Here is a 17,332-nt window from a genome sequence, read left to right as displayed (position 1 = left end):
TCGTGTCCATCGCCGCACCGAGCATCCAGGCCGAGCTGGGGCTGTCGGGCACCGGCGCATGGTCGTCCTCGGGAAAGTCGCGGAGTCCAACAGGAACTGCCCCCGCACAAGCGGGATTTGAGTGTGACCCACGCACCCGGAGAGGGAGACTGAATCCGCCCGGGAACCGGCCAGGCGGTCAGGTCGCGTCCGGCGCCTCCCATGTGGCGCGGACCAGCGCCCGTTCGGTCCCGGCCAGGTAGACGGCCGCGGCGAGCCAGGCGCGCGCGTACCCGTCCGGGTCTGCTTCCTCGGTGCGGCCGAACACATCGCGCCCACGCCGGTCCGCCTCCGCGGCGAGCGCCTGCGACAGGTCCGCGGCCGTCCGGAACCCGGCCCGCCGCAGCGCCACGACGGCCCCGGCCCGGTCGCCGTCGCGCGCGGGCTCGGCGGCGGCCCTGCGCCCACCGGACACGGCGACCTCGACCAGCCGCCGCAGCCGCCACAACGGCGCCTCCGTCACCGGGTCGGACGGGATGCGGGGGAGCCCGGCCGTCTCCAGGAGGGCGTCGGCGGGCGGCAGATGGCTGCCTTCGATGCGGTCGTAGCCCAGATCGGCATGGCCCTGCCACTCCGCGGGCAGCCGCAGGGTCGTCGCCGTGGTCCCCTCCGCTTCCGGCGTCGGGCCGACGGCGAGCGGACGGAGCGTGGCCGCGCGATCGGGGTCGAGGCGGCCGACGACACGCAGTCGTAGCCCGGGGCGGGACGCCAGGCGGCGAAGGTTCGCGGTGTGGGCGAGGTCGGGGTGGCCGCTGGCCGGGAGGAGGCGGATCAGGAGGCCGTCCGGGTCCGGTCGGCCGGAGGTCAACTCCTGGGCCAGCAAGTGCTGTTCGACCACTCCGACGACGACCAGATCACAGCCGATCAGCTCGCCGGCCGTCCGCTCGACGCCCTCCGGATCGCTCACCGGAGCATTTCCGAGCCGGGCGGCGACGGCCTCGGAGAGGGGCCGGGCGAACAGCGCGGCCAACGGTCCCGAGATCCAGGACCGGCCCGCGACCGGCGTCGCCCGAACCCCCTTGCCCGCGCCGAGGCGGCCGTCCGAGGACAGCGTAGCCCCCGAGATCAGCAGCCCGCCACGGGAGAGCCCGGCATGGTCGACGCTGCCCGAACCGAGAGCGACCGTGGCCGTGGCGGCTCCGCGCGCACGGGCGGGACCCCCGGGTTTCACGTCCGCGACGGTGAACCAGCGCCCGTCGTCGGAGATGACATGGGTGACCACCCCGCCGTAACCGGTGGCGGAGATTACCGGCTCCCGGCACACCCCGTGCACGCGCAGCGCGCCTTCCGGCCGGTAGCTGCGTCGGGCGGTTCCGACCAGCGCCGGGGCCGGATCCGCTGCCGCCAACAGGCCTGTGGTCAGCAGCAGTTCACGCAGATCGGCGACCAGGTCGGCCAGCCGGTGACCGTCATGATGGGACCGCGCGCCCCGCAGGCCGCGGACCACCCGCAGCGCCGCCGCCTCCGCGCGGTGCAGCCCGGCGAGCCGCGCGGTGTGCGAGGCGCGCAGCACCTCCGCCTGCGCCACCGCGCCGGCAGCGGGTATCCCGGCGGCCAGAACGGCAGCCGCGGCTGCCCACAGTGAGCGGGCGGCGGTCAACTGAGCGTCCGTGGGGCCCGTTTGCTGCGGCGGCGCGACGGTGTCCTGCGCCGGCGGCTCGACCTCCGTGGAAGTGCCGACCTCCTGCGCTACGGCCGTCTCGGCGTCCGCCACCGGACACGCGCCGAGCACGGCGGCGAGGTGCAGACACCTCGGGGCCAGCAGACAACTGCACACGGCCTCCCCGGCGTCCGTGACCGCCCCGGAAGGACCCGGAGTAAGCACGACCTCCGCGTCCTCACCGCACCGCACCCGCCGCACAGCACCCTCGACGGTGACGGGCGCGGCCACGTAGGTCTCGATCGCGGCGTCCAGCTTCTTGCGCAGTCGGGAGGTCAGGGCCTCGACGACGGCAGCGGCCACCTCGGGCGCCACCGGGGGCAGTTCGGGGTTCATCGGGACTCTCCGCGGAGGCGTTCGCCCACCCAGCGGGCGAGGGCGAGAGGACTGAGGGCGGCGACGGGCATCCCGGCCGCGACGAGTTGTTGCGCCACGGGCACGGAGTAGCGCGGGGTGCCGGCGTCGTCCAGAGCGGCGCAGCCCATCAGATGCACCCCGGAACTCGCGAGCGCCCGTACCTCGCCCAGGAGTCCGCCCAGTGGATAACCCTCCTCGAAGTCGCTCACCACCACCACGAGGGTCCGGCTGGGCACGGTCACCAAGGAGCGGGCGTAGGCCAGACCGGCCGCGATGTGAGTGCCGCCGCCCACCCGTACCTCCAGCAGCAGGGACAGCGGGTCCTCGACCTTGTCCGTCAGGTCGATCACGTCGGTCGAGAACGCCAGGAAGTGCGTGCTGAGCGTGGGCACTCCGCCCAGTACGGCGGCGGTCAGCGCCGCCCAGATCACGGAGGCCTCCATCGACCCGGACACGTCGACCACCAGGATCAGCCGCCAGTCCGCTTCCTTGCGCGAACGGGTGCTGAACACCGGCCGCTCCGGCACGACCAGAGTGCTGCCGTCGGCCCTCTTGCGGGCGTGGACCAGGTTCGCGCGCAGGGTGCGCGGCAGGTCGATCCGGCCGCCCGGACGGCGAGTTGGGCGAGGGGTGGCCAGTCCGCTCAGGGCGGGCCGCATCCGGGTGGCCAGCTCCTTGGCCAATTCGTCGACCAGCCTGCGCACCAGCGGGCGCAGGCGCGCCAGCTGCTGCTCGGGCATCCCGCCAGCCAACGACAGCACGGACGTCAGCAGATCCACCGAGGGACGCACGGACTTCGGGTCGAGCTCGGCCAATACGTCGCTACGACCCTGATCGGCTGCGCGGGCGAGGACCTCCTCGCGCACCTCCGCGCCGAACAGCGCCTGGAGTTCCTCCGCCCACTCGCGCGCGGTCGGGAAGGAGGCGTCCTGCCCGCCGGGGCCGTTGTCCCGGCCCAGGTCCGAGGAGCCCTCGCCGCGGCCCCTGCCGTACAGCTCGTCGAGTGCGTGCGCGTAACGGCGGGCGCCCGCGGGCAACTTGTCGCTCTCCCTGCCGAGGAGCAGCCGCCACCGGTCCGTCGGCGTGAGATGGAGTTCGTCATGGAGCGACGGGTCCGGCACGGGACGTGGGATGGCGGTCTCGGGCTCCGGAGCCTCGGTGGGCAGGGGCATCGGGGGTCCCGCCCGCAGGGCCTCCACCGCCGTACGGCCGGCCTCGTCCGCCGCCGCCCACAGGGCCAGCAGGCGCGGGGAGGCGGACAGCGTCAGGTCGAGGCGGTCACCCAGCCGCTCCGTGACCGTGTTCAGCAGACGGTCGCGGGCCGCCGGGGACAGCGTGTCGAACCCACCGCGCAGGGCGGGCAGTCGGTCGAGGAACGCCAGGTCGGTCAGCGTGTCGACCCGGTCGAGCAGGGGGTCGAGCGCGGTGGGCGCCGACTGGAGCAGCGGTGCGGCCCCGGTCAGCAGTCCGGCGAGTCTGCGGGCCAGCGCGTGCCGCCCGTCGGGACCGGTGGCCGCGTCGATCCAGCCGGCGGCCCGTGCACCGAGAGCATCGGCGTCGTCCAGGTCGAGCAGCACCCGGCAGGCGAGAGCGGCTCCCTGGACGAGGGGCGAACCGGTGTGCGCGAGACCGCCGAGGGCCTCGTCCATCCGCAGTCCCAGGCGGTGGTCGGCGGCGCGGGTGGCCAATGCGACGAGCGCGGCGGCCTCCTCCGGGTCGTCGCTGCCCGCCAGTCCCGGTAGGGACCGCACCGCCGACTCCAGCAGATCGGCGGCGAGAACGCCCGCCGCCTGACGGGTCTCTGGTGTGGTGCCAGGCAGATGGGCGCGGCGCAGCGCCTCCAACAGGTCGAGCCCGGCGAGGAGTTCGGGCAGCGTCGCGGAGGCGGGCAGCACCTCGGCGGCCTCGGCCAGCCGCTGGGCGACCAGGGCGGGCAGATCGCAGCGGGCGGCGTCCCGAAGTCCCGTCAGGACGAGGGCACTTGTGGGGCCGCCGTCCGCCGACTCCCTGCGGAAGGTCTCCCGCAGCGTCCCCTCCGCCGCCAGTGCGGCGGTCACGCCCCGCACCCCGGCCAGGTCGAGCCGGACGGGCACGGACGGCACCCAGGCCAGCCGCCACCGCGTGGTGAGCGCGGAGGCGTCGCCCGTACCGGCGACCTCGACGGGTTCGCCGTATCCGACCCCGCACACGTCGAGCCGCCGGAGGAGGACCTCGCGCCGGTTGTCGAGGGCCGAACGGAGCGGGTCCAGGCGCAGTTCACGCGAAGCGGGCTCGTCCGGTCCGGGCAGTCGCAGAGCGGTGAGCTCGGCCTCGACGGAAGGACCGAGCCCGGAACGCGGGGTGCCCGGCGCGACCCGGCCGCGATCGGTGCCCACGAGGACCACTTCCAGGGCCCGCGCGAGAGCACGGCCCCGGCCGAGCGGCTCGCCCTGTCCCATCACGGACGTCAGGGCCTCCAGCACCTCGCCCCGGCCCGGCGCCGGAAGTCCGCGCACCCGCGCGAGATCGCAGGCCACGCGCAGCGTCTCGCGGGCCTCGCCGGTCCCCGCCGTGTGCCCGGCCGCGCGCAACTCACGGCACACTCCCGTGATCGCCCGCGCGGCTGCGTCGTACAGCAGCTCGGGATCGCCCGCCGCGCCGAACACCGCCTGCTGCCAGCGCGGGTCGCGGATCCCGGCCGGATAACCGGACCGCGAGTCCAGCAGATCGAAGGCGTACGGGACCAGGGAGGTGACGACGGGCGAGGGCTCCCCGGGGAACACCGAGGCCGTCCCCTCCACCCCTGCTCCGTCGGTCAGTGCCGACGCGTGGAAGGAGCCGATCACCGCCGCGACGCGGCGCCCGCCGGCCGCCGCGAGGGCGATCGTCTCCCGCATGTGCGCCTCGCGTGCCAGGTCCACCGCGGGTACACCGCCGGACGACTCGGCGTCCTGGCGCAGCGCCCAGCCCACGCCCAGGGCGGCCCGGCGCAGCGACTCCGGTGTGCAGCCGGGGGCGAGGACCTCCACGCTGCGGTCCCACAGGTCGTCCCCGTCACGGCCGGTCCCGGCCGCGGTGAGCGCCTGCGCGAAAGACACGGGCGCAGGACGGTCGGGTGCCTCGGGGCGCTCGGGCGCCTCCGCGTGCCAGCGAGCGTCGGCCATCGGCAGGTCGCAGCAGACGACCTCCACGCCCCGGTCCCGCGCCCAGCGGACCGCGGCGAGTTCGGGCGAGAAGTCGGCGAACGGATAGAAGCCGAGCCGTCCGTCCGCGCCGGCACCCGCGAGCGCGACCGGCGCGAGCGTGCCGGGCGCGCCGAGATGGGTCAGCCACGGCTGGAAGTCCACCGGCAGTTCCACGCAGACCACTTCGGCGCCGGCCGCGTCCAGCAGCGCGGGCACGGCGGCGGCGAGCGCCGGGCTGTGGTGCCGTACGCCCAGCAGGTACGGCGCCACGGAGTCGGCCAGGGTGTCGAGCGCGGCCCTGGGGTCCTGAGCGATCGTCACCGAAGGTTCTCCCGCAGGTCCCAGAGGCGGCGCCAGGTCGCGGAGCCGTCCTCGGCGCGGCGGCGCACCGGGCCGTCCCAGTAGCCCAACAGGCGTGCATGGTCGGAGGGATCGTCCTTGCGGACCACGCCCAGGAGATGGCCGGGCACCAGGTCGAGGGGGTCCCCGGTGGGCAGATAGGCGGTGGCCACCCCGAGGGAGACGGCGACCTGCACCGCCTCCGCGGTGGACATCACCGTGCCGGGACGCTCCACGTCCCAGCCCTCGGCCGAACGCCCGGCCCGCAGATCACGGAAGACGGTCACCAGGACGTCGAGCACCGCGTCGTCCACGTCGAAGGCCGCGCCTGCCCGCTCGACGGCCGCGACGGCCTGTCGCTTGACGAGCGCGGTCTCGGCGTCGACGTCCGAGATCGGGTGCACCGTCTCGAAGTTGAAGCGGCGCTTGAGCGCGGCGGACATCTCCGAGACGCCGCGGTCGCGGAGGTTGGCGGTGGCGATGACGGTGAAGCCGGGGGCGGCGGCGACCTGCGCCTCGTCGGTGCCGGACAGCTCGGGCACACTCATCCGGCGGTCGGAGAGGATCGACACCAGCGCGTCCTGGACCTCGGGCAGACAGCGGGTGATCTCCTCGACGCGCGCCACCCGTCCGGAGCGCATCGCGCCGAGCACGGGCGAGTCCACCAGTGCCTGGGGAGTGGGGCCCTGGGCGAGGAGGAGGGCGTAGTTCCAGCCGTAGCGCAGGGCGTCCTCGGTGGTGCCCGCGGTGCCCTGCACGGTGAGCGCGCTGGTGCCGCAGACGGCAGCCGACAGCAGTTCCGAGAGCATCGACTTGGCCGTACCGGGCTCACCGACGAGCAGCAGTCCGCGTTCTCCGGCGAGCGTGACCACGCACCGCTCCACCAGGGCGCGTTCGCCGACGAACTTGGGGGCTATGACGAGTTCGCGGGGCAGCGTCTCGTGGGGCTTGGCGAGCTTGAGCGGTTCGCCGGCGCTGCCGCACACGAAGGTGATGACGGAGCGGGGCGTCAGCCGCCAGCCGGGCGGGCGGGGCCCCTCGTCGTGGGCGGCGAGGAAGGCGAGTTCGGTGGCGTGGCGCTCTTCGGCGGGCAGCGTCTGCCGGGCGGGCAGGGTCGTCGCCGTGTCGGTCGGGGTCATGAACTTCCTTGCTGGGTAGGTCTGTCGGTCGTTGATGAGGGGGCGCCGGTGCTGTCCGGCGCCCCCCGGTACGGCGTGTGTCAGCGGCGGCGGCCCCGTCGCACCTTCAGCTCCTCGAACCGGGGAGCGTCGCCCTCCCGGACGCGCTGCCAGGCCCTGCGGTAGAGGTCCGCGGCCGGTTCGGTCGGCACGATCACGCCGAGGCGCGCCTGATCACCGTCGACGAGGTCGAACAGGGGCAGCTTCCAGCGCTCCAGAGGAACGCGCGGGGACGGCTGTTCGGCCCAGCCGCCGGGCAGGAAGAGCGAGCGGCCGGCCCTGGTCCTGGTGGCCTCGACCACGAGTTCGGTGGCGGCGAGTTCGGCGCGGGCCGCCTTGAGCCGGGCCGGCTTCCAGCCCGTCCACCGGGCCGTCGTGCGGTCCGTCGGATCGGGCATGGCGAGCAGCATCAGATACAGCGTGGCCGCGTCCTCGCCGAGGCCGTACTCCTTGGCCACCTCGACGACCAGGTCGGGCACGGAGCGGCCCGGGTCCTGCGGCCACCAGGTGCCCTCCTTGTCGCACTCGCCCGCGATCGGCTCGCCGGGATCGGCGAGGAGGGCCGCGAAACGGGGGTCGCGGACCAGACGCAGGGCCACCTCGGCCGGATACGGCTGGTCGTTGACGCGGGTCGCGGGCAGATAGGGATCCTGGCCGGCCTCGTCCAGGAGGTCGACCCGGATGCCCGGGGCCGGCTGGTCGTCGTGCGTGGCGAGGACGACGGCGCCGTAGCGCTCGAAGCCCGTACCGGTCTCGGTGGGGGTGCCCGCCGTCTTCCGGAACGCGGGGAGGTTGATGTACTGGCCGAGGTCGAGCATGAGCCCGGAGGCGGCGAGGCGTTGGCGCACGGCGGTGAGCGCGGGCGGCAGCGCGGCCCGGATCGGGTCGCCCGCGGGCAGCCGGTGGGCGAGCCACGCGGCCAGACCGACCGAGCCGACCAGGGTCTGCACCGTGAACCCGGCCGTGTCGTCGCCGACGGGCCGCACCCGGTCACCGACGACCTCCCAGCGCAGATCCCGGCTGAGCTGCGGGGCCCGGGCCGGGTCCAGCAGGGCGGGCAGCGCCTCCCGTACCGGCCACGGCGCGTGCTTGAAGGCGCGGATGCAGTCGCTCAGCAGGTTCTCCGGGATGGCGGGACGCTTGCCGAGCCTGCTGTTCCACACCGCGGCGCCCGCCGCCACGTCCGGGCCCTCGGTCCACAGCCGCACCGGGTCGGCGGGCAGCAGCGCGGCCACCACCGCGGCGCGGACGGCACTGTCGAGGGCACGCAGTTCGTCCTTGGCGACCGCCGCCGGGGCGACCTTCACCCCGATGACGGTGCGCGCCTCGGCGGTGAGGAAGGTCCGCTCGTAGGCGTCGACTCCCGGCAGCCCGGCGACGACGAGCCGGGCCATCGTCTCGGTGACACCGGTCAGCCGGGCGAACTCCTCGGCCGCGTCCGGGAACCACGGTGCCGGACCGCGCTCGGCGAGCGCGGTGAGGAACGCACCGAGCCGGCCCGCGCGTTCGTCCTCGGTGACCGGGTCGCAGGCCAGGAGCTTGTAGGGCTCCGGTGCGGCGAACCGTCCAGCCGGATCGTGGAAGAGGCCGGTGAAGCCGCAGCCGTCGTCGTCCAGCCCACCGTGGCCGGTCACCGCGACGAACGCGCCGTCCGCCAACGGCAGGAGGCCGTTCCAGGAACCCTCCCGGCGGTCGCCCGAGGCCAGCCGCAGCCGGTGCGCGTCCAGGTGCAGGGTCACCTTGCGCCAGCGGTCGGGCCCTCCCAGCCCCAACCCGTCGAATACGGCGAGCAGTTGTCGCAGCACCTCGCGGTGCTCGTCGGTGGTGGTGCCGGCCGCGGCCCGGTAGGCGAGAGCCGTCGCCCGCCCGACCAGGCTGCGCAGATCCGGCTGCCCGACGGGCAGTTCGGGCCCGTCGAGGTGGAGCCGGCCGTCAGACGGTTCCGCTACGCCGTCGATGGCGCCGACGGCACGGGTCAGCACCCGCAGGGCACGGAAGACCGTGTCGGCCTGGTCCTCGCGGTTCCACCAGTAGCCGGTGGACGCGCCGAGACCGCTCATCGCGTCGCGCAGCGCGCTGTCCGTCGGACCGGCCGGACCCTCGTCCTGGACCCCGCCTTCCAGGGCCAGGGTGAGCCGGGTCGCCGCCGCGTCCAGGACCGCCTGCTGGGCCGCCGCGTACCGCACGACCCCGGCGATGCCCGCGAGCAGGGCGGGATGGGTGACATGCAGCAGCGTGCGGATCGCGCCGGACAGCACCTCCGGGTCCTTGTCGCCGGCGGCCGACAGCAGCGCTGCGGTGGTGTCCCGGTCGATGTGACGCAGTCCCGTGGAGCCCGCCGGGTCGCGCGGGGTCAGGCACTCCCAGTACTGCATCGGCGGCAGCAGCAGAGTGCCCGCGCCGAAGACGCCCGCCGTACGGTCGGTCTTCGCCCAGGCGGTGACGACACCGTCCGCGTCGACCAGGTCGAGCTGCCAGCCGTTGTGCACGACCGCGGTGGGCCGCTCCGCGCCCGGGAACATCACCAGCGTGTACGGCCGACCCGCCTCGGAGGGCAGCGTGAGGGTGTGCCCGGCGAGATCCTCGACACGCGTGGAGCCGTCGGGGAGTTCGAGCCTGCGCAGGCCCACAAGGCCGTCGACGGGCGCCGAGGCGGGGGCGGCGCCGACCGTGGGGGAGGGGCGCAGCCTGCCGCCGGCGAAGGCGCTGCCCGTGGGGGCGTCACGCAGCGCGTCGGCGAGGAAGGCGGGCCTGCTCATGCGTCCGCGCTCGTCGGCGGCCGGGTCGTACTCGTACCAGCCGCGCGCCTCCGGGTCCTCCGAATCCGCTTGCCAGACCCAGTAGCTGGAACCGTCGAAGAGCAGCGGTCGCTCCTCGGGCACCGTGGTGTCGCCGGCGTGCAGCACACCGCGACCGGTGGTCCGGCCGCCGCCGGGCAGCGGCAGGGAGATGGGGAAGTTGCCCTTGTACCAGTCCATTTCGATGCCGCGGGTACCGCGCGGGCCTTCCAGCTTCTCCACTCGGTCGGCACGGGGGTGCCAGTAGCCGCGCAGGCCGTCGTTGCGGCTGTTCCAGTAGACGAGGAGTTCGCCGTCGACATGGTGGAAACCGGGGTCTCCGTACCGGTCGTTCGCGGGGATGCGCAGATCGTGGGTGAGCAGGGTGCCCTCGGCGCCGATGACGCGGGCCTGGGCCTCGCCGGCCACCACGAGGTGGGGCCAGGCGTCGGCGACGATCAGGTCCTCCACCCGGTCCTTCGGCACGAGAGCGGCCGCCGCCTCCTCCCAGGCGGGCCAGCCGAGTTCGTCGAAGAGACCGGCCCGCAGGGTGCGCGCCAGTACGGGGGCGAGGTCGGTGGCGACCGCCGCGCGGACGTCCGCCTCGGCCAGCACCAGCGCCTCGGCGGGCAGCCACTTCAGCCGGGCCAGGGCGTCGGGCAGCTGAGGCAGACCGACCGCCGTGAACCGCTCGACGACCGTACGCACCCACTGGGCCAGCAGCGGACGGCAGCCGGGCGACTGCGCCAGCAGCCGGATCGCCCGCAGTCCAGAGTCGTTGTCGCCGAAGCGGTCCGCGCCCTTCAGGAAGGCGCCGTGGAACCGCGCGTCGGCGCCCAGGAGCAGCAGGTCCCGGTGCCCGTCGCCCTGCGCCCACTGCTCCAGCGGCAGGGCGAGGTCCCGCTCCGGAGCCGCCACCGGTACGTCCAGGGACAGCAGCAGGTCGATCAGGTCGATGTCGTGGGTGACCTTCAACGCACCGCCGGACGCGGCGAGTTCGGCCCGCAGCCGGTCCGCCGTCCGCTCCACGAGCGGGTACAGCTCCGGCATCCGGGTCGAGGCGCGCCAGGACCGGGCCCGCTCACGGAACGTCAGGAAACGCTCCAGCCAGCCCGCCGTGCCGTCCCGGGGACGCTCCTCCTCGGGCAGCGCGGCGTCCCACAACCCCGCCGTGGCACCGGAGTCCGCCAGCACCTGGAGCCACAGCGCGGGCATCTCGTGGTCGTATCCCGCGGGAATCATGTCCAGCAGGGTGCCGCGCACCTGCCGCTCCCGCGCGGCCAGCGCCACCAGCGCGGCACGGTGACCCTTCCACCAGCCGGCCGCGGCACGCAGCGTGGCCGGCAGACCGAGCAGCTCGGACAAGTAGTCCTGCTCGGCGAGGTCGGCGTCCTGCCCCGCGGCGCGCGCCAGCTTGCGCAGGTCGCCCGCCATCTGAGCGGACGGCGGCAGACCGCCCGCCGTACGGCGCAGACACAGCCGGGTAAAACGCCGCAGCGCCTCCTCGGCGGGCACCCGCGCGGACAGCTCCTTGCCGTAGGCGGACAGCACCTTCACCGGCAGCGCGCCCGCCAGGGCGAACTCCAGGAACACCGCGTCGAGCCGGTCCTCCTCGATGACCAGCCCGTGCTCCGCCTCGGCCTTGCGGGCCCGGGTGAACAACTGGGCCGCGTAGGTGGCGTTCTCCTCGGCCAGGAACATCCGGCCCGCCTGCTCGTAGAAGGTCGGCAGGAAGTGCGGGACGGAGGCCGCCAGCCGCGTGCCGAGTTCCACATAGGCGTCCAGGGCGGCCTTGGGCCGGGACTTCGCCTGCCGGGCCGCCCGCTCCAGGTCCGGGACGACACCGAGCGCGTGGTGTCCGTCCTCGGGGTGGTGCACCAGCACCCACTCCGGGAAGCCCAGCGACTGACGCAACCCCAGCCCCACGACGGCCGGTTCGGCGGCCTGCTCCAGGCCGAGGAAACCGGCGGCCAGGTCCTCCGCCGCGCCCAGCTCACCGGCGACCAGCCGCACCACCACCCGGTCGTCGAGACCCGGGTGCGTATAGGTGCGCGCCGTCAGCGGCACCGCCCGCTCACCTGCGCCCGCCGCGTCCGGCGGCAGCACCGCCCCGGCCGCGAGCATGTCCTCGTACGACACCTGCGTCCCCCCGCTCATGCGCTCTTGCCTTCCTCGATGTCACGCCCGGCGTACAGCGCCGCCGCCATCCGCATCCCCTCGGACCAGGCCACCGGTCCCACCTCCCGCAACGGCAGGGCACGGCCGTCCTGGTCCTGCCAGCTGAGGCTCCCCGTCTCCACCGTGTCCTCCCAGTACGGCTCCCCGATCCACACGGAGGCCTCGACGGTGCGCCCGCCGTCACGCACCCGGGCCGTGGAGTAGCCGCCGGACACGCGGTAGCCCAGCGAAGTGGCGCGCGCGGCGAGGGCGAAGCGCGAGCGGAAGGAGCCGCCGGCGAACTCCCGTATCTCCGTGGCCTTGGGGGCGAAGTCGTCGGGGCGCTGCCAGGTCGCCCGGTGGATCTGCTCGACGCGCTGGACGATGCCCAACTCGGCCGCGAACTCCCGGATGTCGTCGAGGTCCGGCAGCAGCACCGGGTGCGGCAGGGTCACCGTGCGCGGGGACAGCCGTACCGTCTCGCCGTCGAGGTTCACCACCCGCAGCTCGCCGTCCTCGGTGGTGCCCCGGAGGAAGCCGACCTCGTCCGGGTCGTCGCCGACCACGGCGAGGTCGCGCAGGGCCGACTGCCAGGCCTCGTCCGGCCACACCCGGACCAGCAGGCAGGTCGGGACGGGCAGCGACGACACCATCCAGGAGTCGACCTGCGCGACGCACCCCGCGGCGTGCCGATCCAGCCATTCGGCGAACCGCCGCAGCCGGTCCACCTCCGGGTGGTCCTTGAGCGCGCGCGGCAGGGACTTCAACTGCCGTCCCGCCGACCGGCCCCCGGTGGCACGCGCCGCCACCCGCCCCTCCACCAGGGCGACTTCATACCCGTCACCCGCCGACAGCCAACCCACGATGCCCCCGCCTTCCGCATCAACACAGCCCGAAGAAAGCACAGTTCAGCCGGGCGTCCCGACATCTGTGCGACGACAAGCGGAACGTTAGCGGCGATCACTGACAATCGGCCGGGGAAGCTGTGGACGGGCTACGAAAAGCCATTGGCGAAACCGGTCAACGAGGCGCCCGGCCATGCCCGTTCCGCGTACGCGCACAGGCCCCGCGGGCGGTTCACCGGGCCACGAGTTCAGGCCAAAGCACGGCCCCTTGTATGGAACGGACGGACCGTCACAGACGCAGCACGATCAGGGCCGTGTCGTCCGTGTTGCCCTCGGCCGGGAGCAGGTCGGCGAGCAGGGCGTCGGCCAGGGACTCGGGTTCCGCGTGCCGGTGGTGGGCGAGGGAGTCGGCGAGCCGGGCCAGGCCCCGGTCGATGTCCTCCGTGCGACGCTCGATCAGCCCGTCGGTGTACAGCACCAGGGTGGCGCCCTCGGCGAAGGGCACGCTCGTCTGCACCCGGCCGACATGCTCGGGCATGGCACCCAGCGGCGGGTCGGTGGCCTGGTCGAGGAAGGTCACCGTGCCGTCGGGATCGAGCAGGGCCGGCGGCGGATGGCCCGCGCAGCTGTAGGTGATGGTGTGGTCGTCCCAGTCGATGAACGTCGTGACCGCGGTGGCCGACTCGGCGCCCTCGACGAAACGGGAGTACAGACCGAGGGCCTCGAGGGCGGAACCCGGCCCGTCGGCGACCCGGCAGGCCGCGCTCAGGGCGCTGCGCAGCTGGCCCATGGCGCAGGCCGCCGCCAGGCCGTGTCCGACGACGTCACCGACGGCGACCGCCATCCCGCCGTCGGGCAGGTCGACCAGGTCGTACCAGTCGCCGCAGACGTTCAGCGCGCCCACAGCGGGCCGGTAGCGGACGGCCGCCCGGTGGTGGCCGACGGGTCGTGGCGGGGGCAGCATCGCCGCCTGCAGGGTGAGGGCCACCTCGCGCTCATGGGCGTGGGCCGTGCGCAGCCGCTCGTTGACCTGCTGCAGCTCACGTGCCCGGGTGTACAGCTCGGCCTCCAGTGCCCGGGCCCGGCTGTCGTCGGACCGGCCGTCGAAGCCGCGGACGAACTCGGTGACCTCCTCGACCCGGTGCACGATCAGCATCACTTCGCCGTCCGGGCCGCGGACGGGAGCGTTGACCGGGCTCCAGAAGTGCTCCACCCAGCGGCCGGACAGCGGCGGGTCCTCGATGTCGTAGCGGAGCAGGGCCATGGTGTCGCGCTCCCCGGTGGTCACCGCGCGGAGCATCGACTCCCGGGTCTCGCGCATGCCGGCCGCCGCCGGGTCCTTGGGGTTCTCGGGGAAGACGTCGAAGATGTAGCGGCCGACCAGTTCCTCGCGCTTGCGTCCCGACAGGCGCTGGAAGTCCTCGTTGGCGTCGAGGTAGACGAGCTCCGGGGTGAGCAGTGCCACCATGCCGGGCAGGTCGCGGAAGACCGCCGCGTAGTCGATCTCCGGATCCGGATCCTGCATGGCCTGCCCGCTTCGACGCCGATGGTCACTGTGTCGCTCCACGATAAGAGGGATCTGGCCATGAAGCCCGGAAACGGCACTTTTCGGTCCGGCAAGCAGCGATGATGCCCCCGGCCGTCACCCGACAGAGTGGCCTGCTCGCGCGGGCAGGCGTGGGCGGCCGGGCGATGGTATTGCCCGACGAGCGGCCACTCCGTTCATGATCCGGTGTCCGTCGCGTCGGTGACGCCTGCGGTGACCCGGCGGTAGGCGGCCCGGGCGTGGCGGAGGCGGGCCAGAGCCGTGCCCAGCAGGGCGGCGGTGAGGAGGCAGGCGAGCCAGATGGTGTCGCGGTGTCCGGCCCAGCTGAGCGTGCCGGCGGGCGGTATGGCGAAGCCGTTGAGGAAGAGCCAGCACAGCACCGCGGTGCCGGGAGCCGCCGTGAAACGGGCGCAGAGCCCGAGCACCACGGAGAGCAGGGACAGCGCGACCAGCGCCGGCGAGGGCCGATCGGGACCTATCAGCGCGTTGAGCAGTGCCACCAGCACCAACGCGCCACCGGATGCCGCCGCCCAGACCAGTGGCGTGGCCATGGGCGAGGGGACGGGCCGTGCTCCGGTACGGAGAGGCACCCAGTCGATCATGCCGGAGACTCCTTCTGGTCGTCCCGCTCCTCCTGGCGACGGGGAAGTCAGCCTGCCCGAGTCCGCGCCACCGGTACAACCTCGCCCCATGGCTCAAGTCCCGGTCCCCACGGCCTCCTTCGACGACCTCGTCACCAGCCGCTCGTAGAGAATCGGCCACAGGGTGATCAGGACGAGCAGCCAGACCACGGTCACCGTGCGCACATGGGTGCCGAGCGCCGCCAGCAGCAGGGGCAGTACGCAGCAGGGGAGCGCCAACGACAGCAGCCACTGCCGTTCCGGTGGGCCTTGCCGAGCCAGGCGAGCCCGCTGAGCAGGAAGTACCCGGCCGACGACGAGCACAGCAGCCACCGGGTGGCGTCCGGGAGCGTGTCCAGCTGCCCGGCCGCGGCTCCCAGCGCGGCGAGGCAACCGGACACGAAACAGTGCAGGGGCAGTCCCGCACGGGAGGGCAGCACGCCCGCATAGCCGTGCTCGAAGGACAACGCCCACAGCTTGGCCAGCAGGAAGAACGCCGCGACGGCGAGCACGTACAGCTTCCTGTCCCACTCCGCGTCGGAAGACGTACAGATCGAGGGCGATACCGAGGGCCCAGAGCCAGTAGCGTGTGGGGTCGTGCGCCCAGAGGGAGACGATCCACGGGATCACGTCGAGCGACATCTGGGCGGCCGGCCAGTCGACGAGGATCTGGCGACGGTGCTGCCAGGCCCGGCTCGCCAGCCCCCAGATCAGGACGTAGGCGAGGGCGAACACGCGCGCGTGCTGGTCGTCGCCCTCGTGCACCCCCGGTACCGCCGCGGCCATGACGGCCATGCCGAACATCGCGGCCAGCACCGTACGGACGTGGGTGTGCTCGTAGGCCACGTTGGCGTAGAGGGTGAAGACGATTCAAGCCGTCCAGAAGGCCAGGAACAGCAGCGCGTACAGGCCGAGATCGGACACGTCCGGGACACCGTGCAGCAGGTGCGCGATCTGTGCCACACCCGCCACGGCGACCAGGTCGAAGAGCAGCTACAGCCAACTGGCGTGCCGGTTCTCCTCGGAGGTCGGTAGCGGTGCCGGTGCGGTCGTGTCGCCATCGCTCACCGCATCACCACGCCCTGTCGCGGCGGCGGTCAGGCCTCGGAGGGTGGGGGAGCGAGGATGACCGGCCACTCCTCGTCGTCCGCGAGGAGATCGTCGAGCGTGACGTCGGGTCCCGCGGTGAACAGGGCCGTCGGCTCGCTCAGGCGCGCGCAGAGTGCGGGATCGGCTGTCGTCCGGGCTTCCAGGACCAGTACGGCGTCGGGGTCGATCGCCGACCGTTCGGGGAAGTCAGCGAGGTCCGCGCCCGTCTGCCGGAGCGGCACGGGGTGGACAGCGATGGCGACCACGAGCCGTCCGGCGTCGAGCGACCGCTCGGCCCAGCCGTCCGTCCGGACCAGGTAGAAGGCCCCGTCGCCCTCGTAACAGTGCCCGCCGAGCCGGGCCAGCGCTCGCTCGCCCGGGGTGCCGTTCGGATCGACGACCAGGATGGGGAAGGCCGCGTCCGGAGCATCGGGGGCGATGCCGGAGCGGACGTACAGGCGGGCCATGGGGCGGGGCCTCCGAAGCGGATCGGATCTGGGCGGGGAGGGGCGTCAGTACGGTATGCCACCTGTTCCCGCCGGAGCCGTCCGGGCCGACGATACGAGTTGCCCCCGTAGCCGGTCGCGGATGATGTCCTCCGCGTCAGCCACGATCGTGCGGACCACCGTCTCGCAGCTCTCCACGCTGTCGATGAGGGCCTGCGCCTGACCGGCCCACCACATTCCGCCCTCGACATCGCCCTCACGCAGCACCCGCTGCCTGCCACGCCTCCCGGAGGCGAGGTCGGCGACGTCGGAGAAGGCGGCCCCGGGGAGCGCGCCGAGGCGCGCGATGTCCTGCGAGACCGCATTGCGCGCCACCCGGGCGGTGTTGCCGAACTCCCGGAACACGATCTGGGTGCCGCGCTCGTCGTTCGCGACGATCCGCGCCTTCACGTTCGGGTGGATCGGCGCCTCCTCGGTCGCCTCGAACCGGGTCCCCATGTTGATCGCGCACGCCCCGAGCGCCAGCGCCGCGACGAGACCGGAACCCGTGGCGAAGCCGCCCGACGCGATGATCGGGATGCGCAGCCTGCGGGCGGCGGCCGGGATCAGGACGAGCCCGGGGACGTCGTCCTGCCCCGGGTGCCCGGCACACTCGAACCCGTCGATGCTGACGGCGTCGACGCCCAGCGCCTCGGCCTTGAGCGCGTGCCGGACGGCGACGGCCTTGTGCACGACCTTCACCCCGGCCGCCCTGAACGCCGGCAGGTGCGGCCCGGGGTTGCTGCCCGCCGTCTCCACGATCTTCACGCCCGAGTCGACGATGACGGCCCGGTAGTCGTCGTACGGCACCGGCTCGATGGTGGGCAGGATGGTGAGGTTGACGCCGAACGGCCTGTCGGTCAGTTCACGGCAGCGGGCTATCTCCTTGGCGAGCGCCTCCGGGGTGGGCTGGGTGAGCGCGCTGAGGAACCCCAGCGCGCCGGCGTTCGCGACGGCCGAGATCAGCTCCGCGGTCCCCACCGCGAGCATCCCGCCGCACACGATGGGATGTTCGACCCCGAACATCTCCGTGAACTCGTTCTGGAAGGTCATGTCACTCCTGTAGCCGGGGGCGT

The 17,332-nt window shown here is 73.7% G+C and carries 10 protein-coding genes and 1 pseudogene; all 11 read right to left on the bottom strand.

Annotation, left to right across the window (positions count from 1 at the left end):
* Positions 1-178 precede the first annotated feature (178 nt).
* On the bottom strand, positions 179-2,035 hold the full coding sequence (locus tag ACQHII_RS01165) for a hypothetical protein (RefSeq protein ID WP_427917374.1): 1,857 nt from the start codon (positions 2,033-2,035) through the stop codon (positions 179-181).
* Positions 2,032-5,541, bottom strand: coding sequence for a vWA domain-containing protein (locus ACQHII_RS01160; protein ID WP_427917373.1), 3,510 nt, complete (start codon positions 5,539-5,541; stop codon positions 2,032-2,034). The genes ACQHII_RS01165 and ACQHII_RS01160 overlap by 4 nt, the downstream gene beginning before the upstream one ends.
* Positions 5,538-6,698 carry an ATP-binding protein gene (locus tag ACQHII_RS01155; protein ID WP_427917372.1) on the bottom strand — a complete coding sequence of 387 codons (1,161 nt, stop codon included), beginning with the start codon at positions 6,696-6,698 and terminating at the stop codon, positions 5,538-5,540. Before ACQHII_RS01155 ends, ACQHII_RS01160 begins: the two co-directional genes overlap by 4 nt.
* 80 nt (positions 6,699-6,778) lie before the next feature.
* Entirely contained in the window at positions 6,779-11,671 is a 4,893-nt protein-coding gene (locus ACQHII_RS01150; RefSeq protein WP_427917371.1) for a DNA-binding protein, read from the bottom strand.
* Positions 11,668-12,534, bottom strand: a complete 867-nt coding sequence (locus ACQHII_RS01145; protein WP_427917370.1) for a DUF4132 domain-containing protein — start codon at positions 12,532-12,534, stop codon at positions 11,668-11,670. The genes ACQHII_RS01150 and ACQHII_RS01145 overlap by 4 nt, the downstream gene beginning before the upstream one ends.
* A gap of 271 nt (positions 12,535-12,805) precedes the next feature.
* Positions 12,806-14,041 carry a PP2C family protein-serine/threonine phosphatase gene (locus ACQHII_RS01140; protein WP_427917369.1) on the bottom strand — a complete coding sequence of 412 codons (1,236 nt, stop codon included), beginning with the start codon at positions 14,039-14,041 and terminating at the stop codon, positions 12,806-12,808.
* 197 nt (positions 14,042-14,238) lie between these two features.
* Positions 14,239-14,664: a hypothetical protein gene (locus ACQHII_RS01135; RefSeq protein WP_427917368.1), complete on the bottom strand. Its 426-nt coding sequence runs from the start codon at positions 14,662-14,664 to the stop codon at positions 14,239-14,241.
* A 191-nt stretch (positions 14,665-14,855) separates the two neighbouring features.
* Positions 14,856-15,194, bottom strand: coding sequence for a hypothetical protein (locus tag ACQHII_RS01130; RefSeq protein WP_427917367.1), 339 nt, complete (start codon positions 15,192-15,194; stop codon positions 14,856-14,858).
* Positions 15,195-15,237: 43 nt separating this feature from the next.
* Positions 15,238-15,552 (bottom strand): annotated as a pseudogene (locus ACQHII_RS01125) (low temperature requirement protein A); the annotation flags it as partial.
* 227 nt (positions 15,553-15,779) lie between these two features.
* Positions 15,780-16,238 (bottom strand): hypothetical protein, encoded by a 459-nt coding sequence (locus ACQHII_RS01120; RefSeq protein WP_427917366.1) that lies wholly within the window; start codon positions 16,236-16,238, stop codon positions 15,780-15,782.
* Between the two features lie 45 nt (positions 16,239-16,283).
* Positions 16,284-17,309 (bottom strand): NAD(P)H-dependent flavin oxidoreductase, encoded by a 1,026-nt coding sequence (locus ACQHII_RS01115; RefSeq protein WP_427917365.1) that lies wholly within the window; start codon positions 17,307-17,309, stop codon positions 16,284-16,286.
* Positions 17,310-17,332: the final 23 nt, after the last annotated feature.

It is taken from the genome of Streptomyces sp. cg40, from assembly GCF_050320165.1.
GTDB lineage: Bacteria > Actinomycetota > Actinomycetes > Streptomycetales > Streptomycetaceae > Streptomyces > Streptomyces hokutonensis.
The sequence above is the reverse complement of the archived record's forward strand: the minus strand, read 5'-3'. Positions and strand labels throughout refer to the sequence as shown.

Coding starts and splice junctions, on each gene's coding strand:
- ACQHII_RS01165 (WP_427917374.1), bottom strand. CDS start 2,035: ATGAACCCCGAACTGCCCCCGGTGGCGCCCGAGGTGGCCGCTGCCGTC.
- ACQHII_RS01135 (WP_427917368.1), bottom strand. CDS start 14,664: ATGATCGACTGGGTGCCTCTCCGTACCGGAGCACGGCCCGTCCCCTCG.
- ACQHII_RS01155 (WP_427917372.1), bottom strand. CDS start 6,698: ATGACCCCGACCGACACGGCGACGACCCTGCCCGCCCGGCAGACGCTG.
- ACQHII_RS01120 (WP_427917366.1), bottom strand. CDS start 16,238: ATGGCCCGCCTGTACGTCCGCTCCGGCATCGCCCCCGATGCTCCGGAC.
- ACQHII_RS01115 (WP_427917365.1), bottom strand. CDS start 17,309: ATGACCTTCCAGAACGAGTTCACGGAGATGTTCGGGGTCGAACATCCC.
- ACQHII_RS01140 (WP_427917369.1), bottom strand. CDS start 14,041: ATGCAGGATCCGGATCCGGAGATCGACTACGCGGCGGTCTTCCGCGAC.
- ACQHII_RS01150 (WP_427917371.1), bottom strand. CDS start 11,671: ATGAGCGGGGGGACGCAGGTGTCGTACGAGGACATGCTCGCGGCCGGG.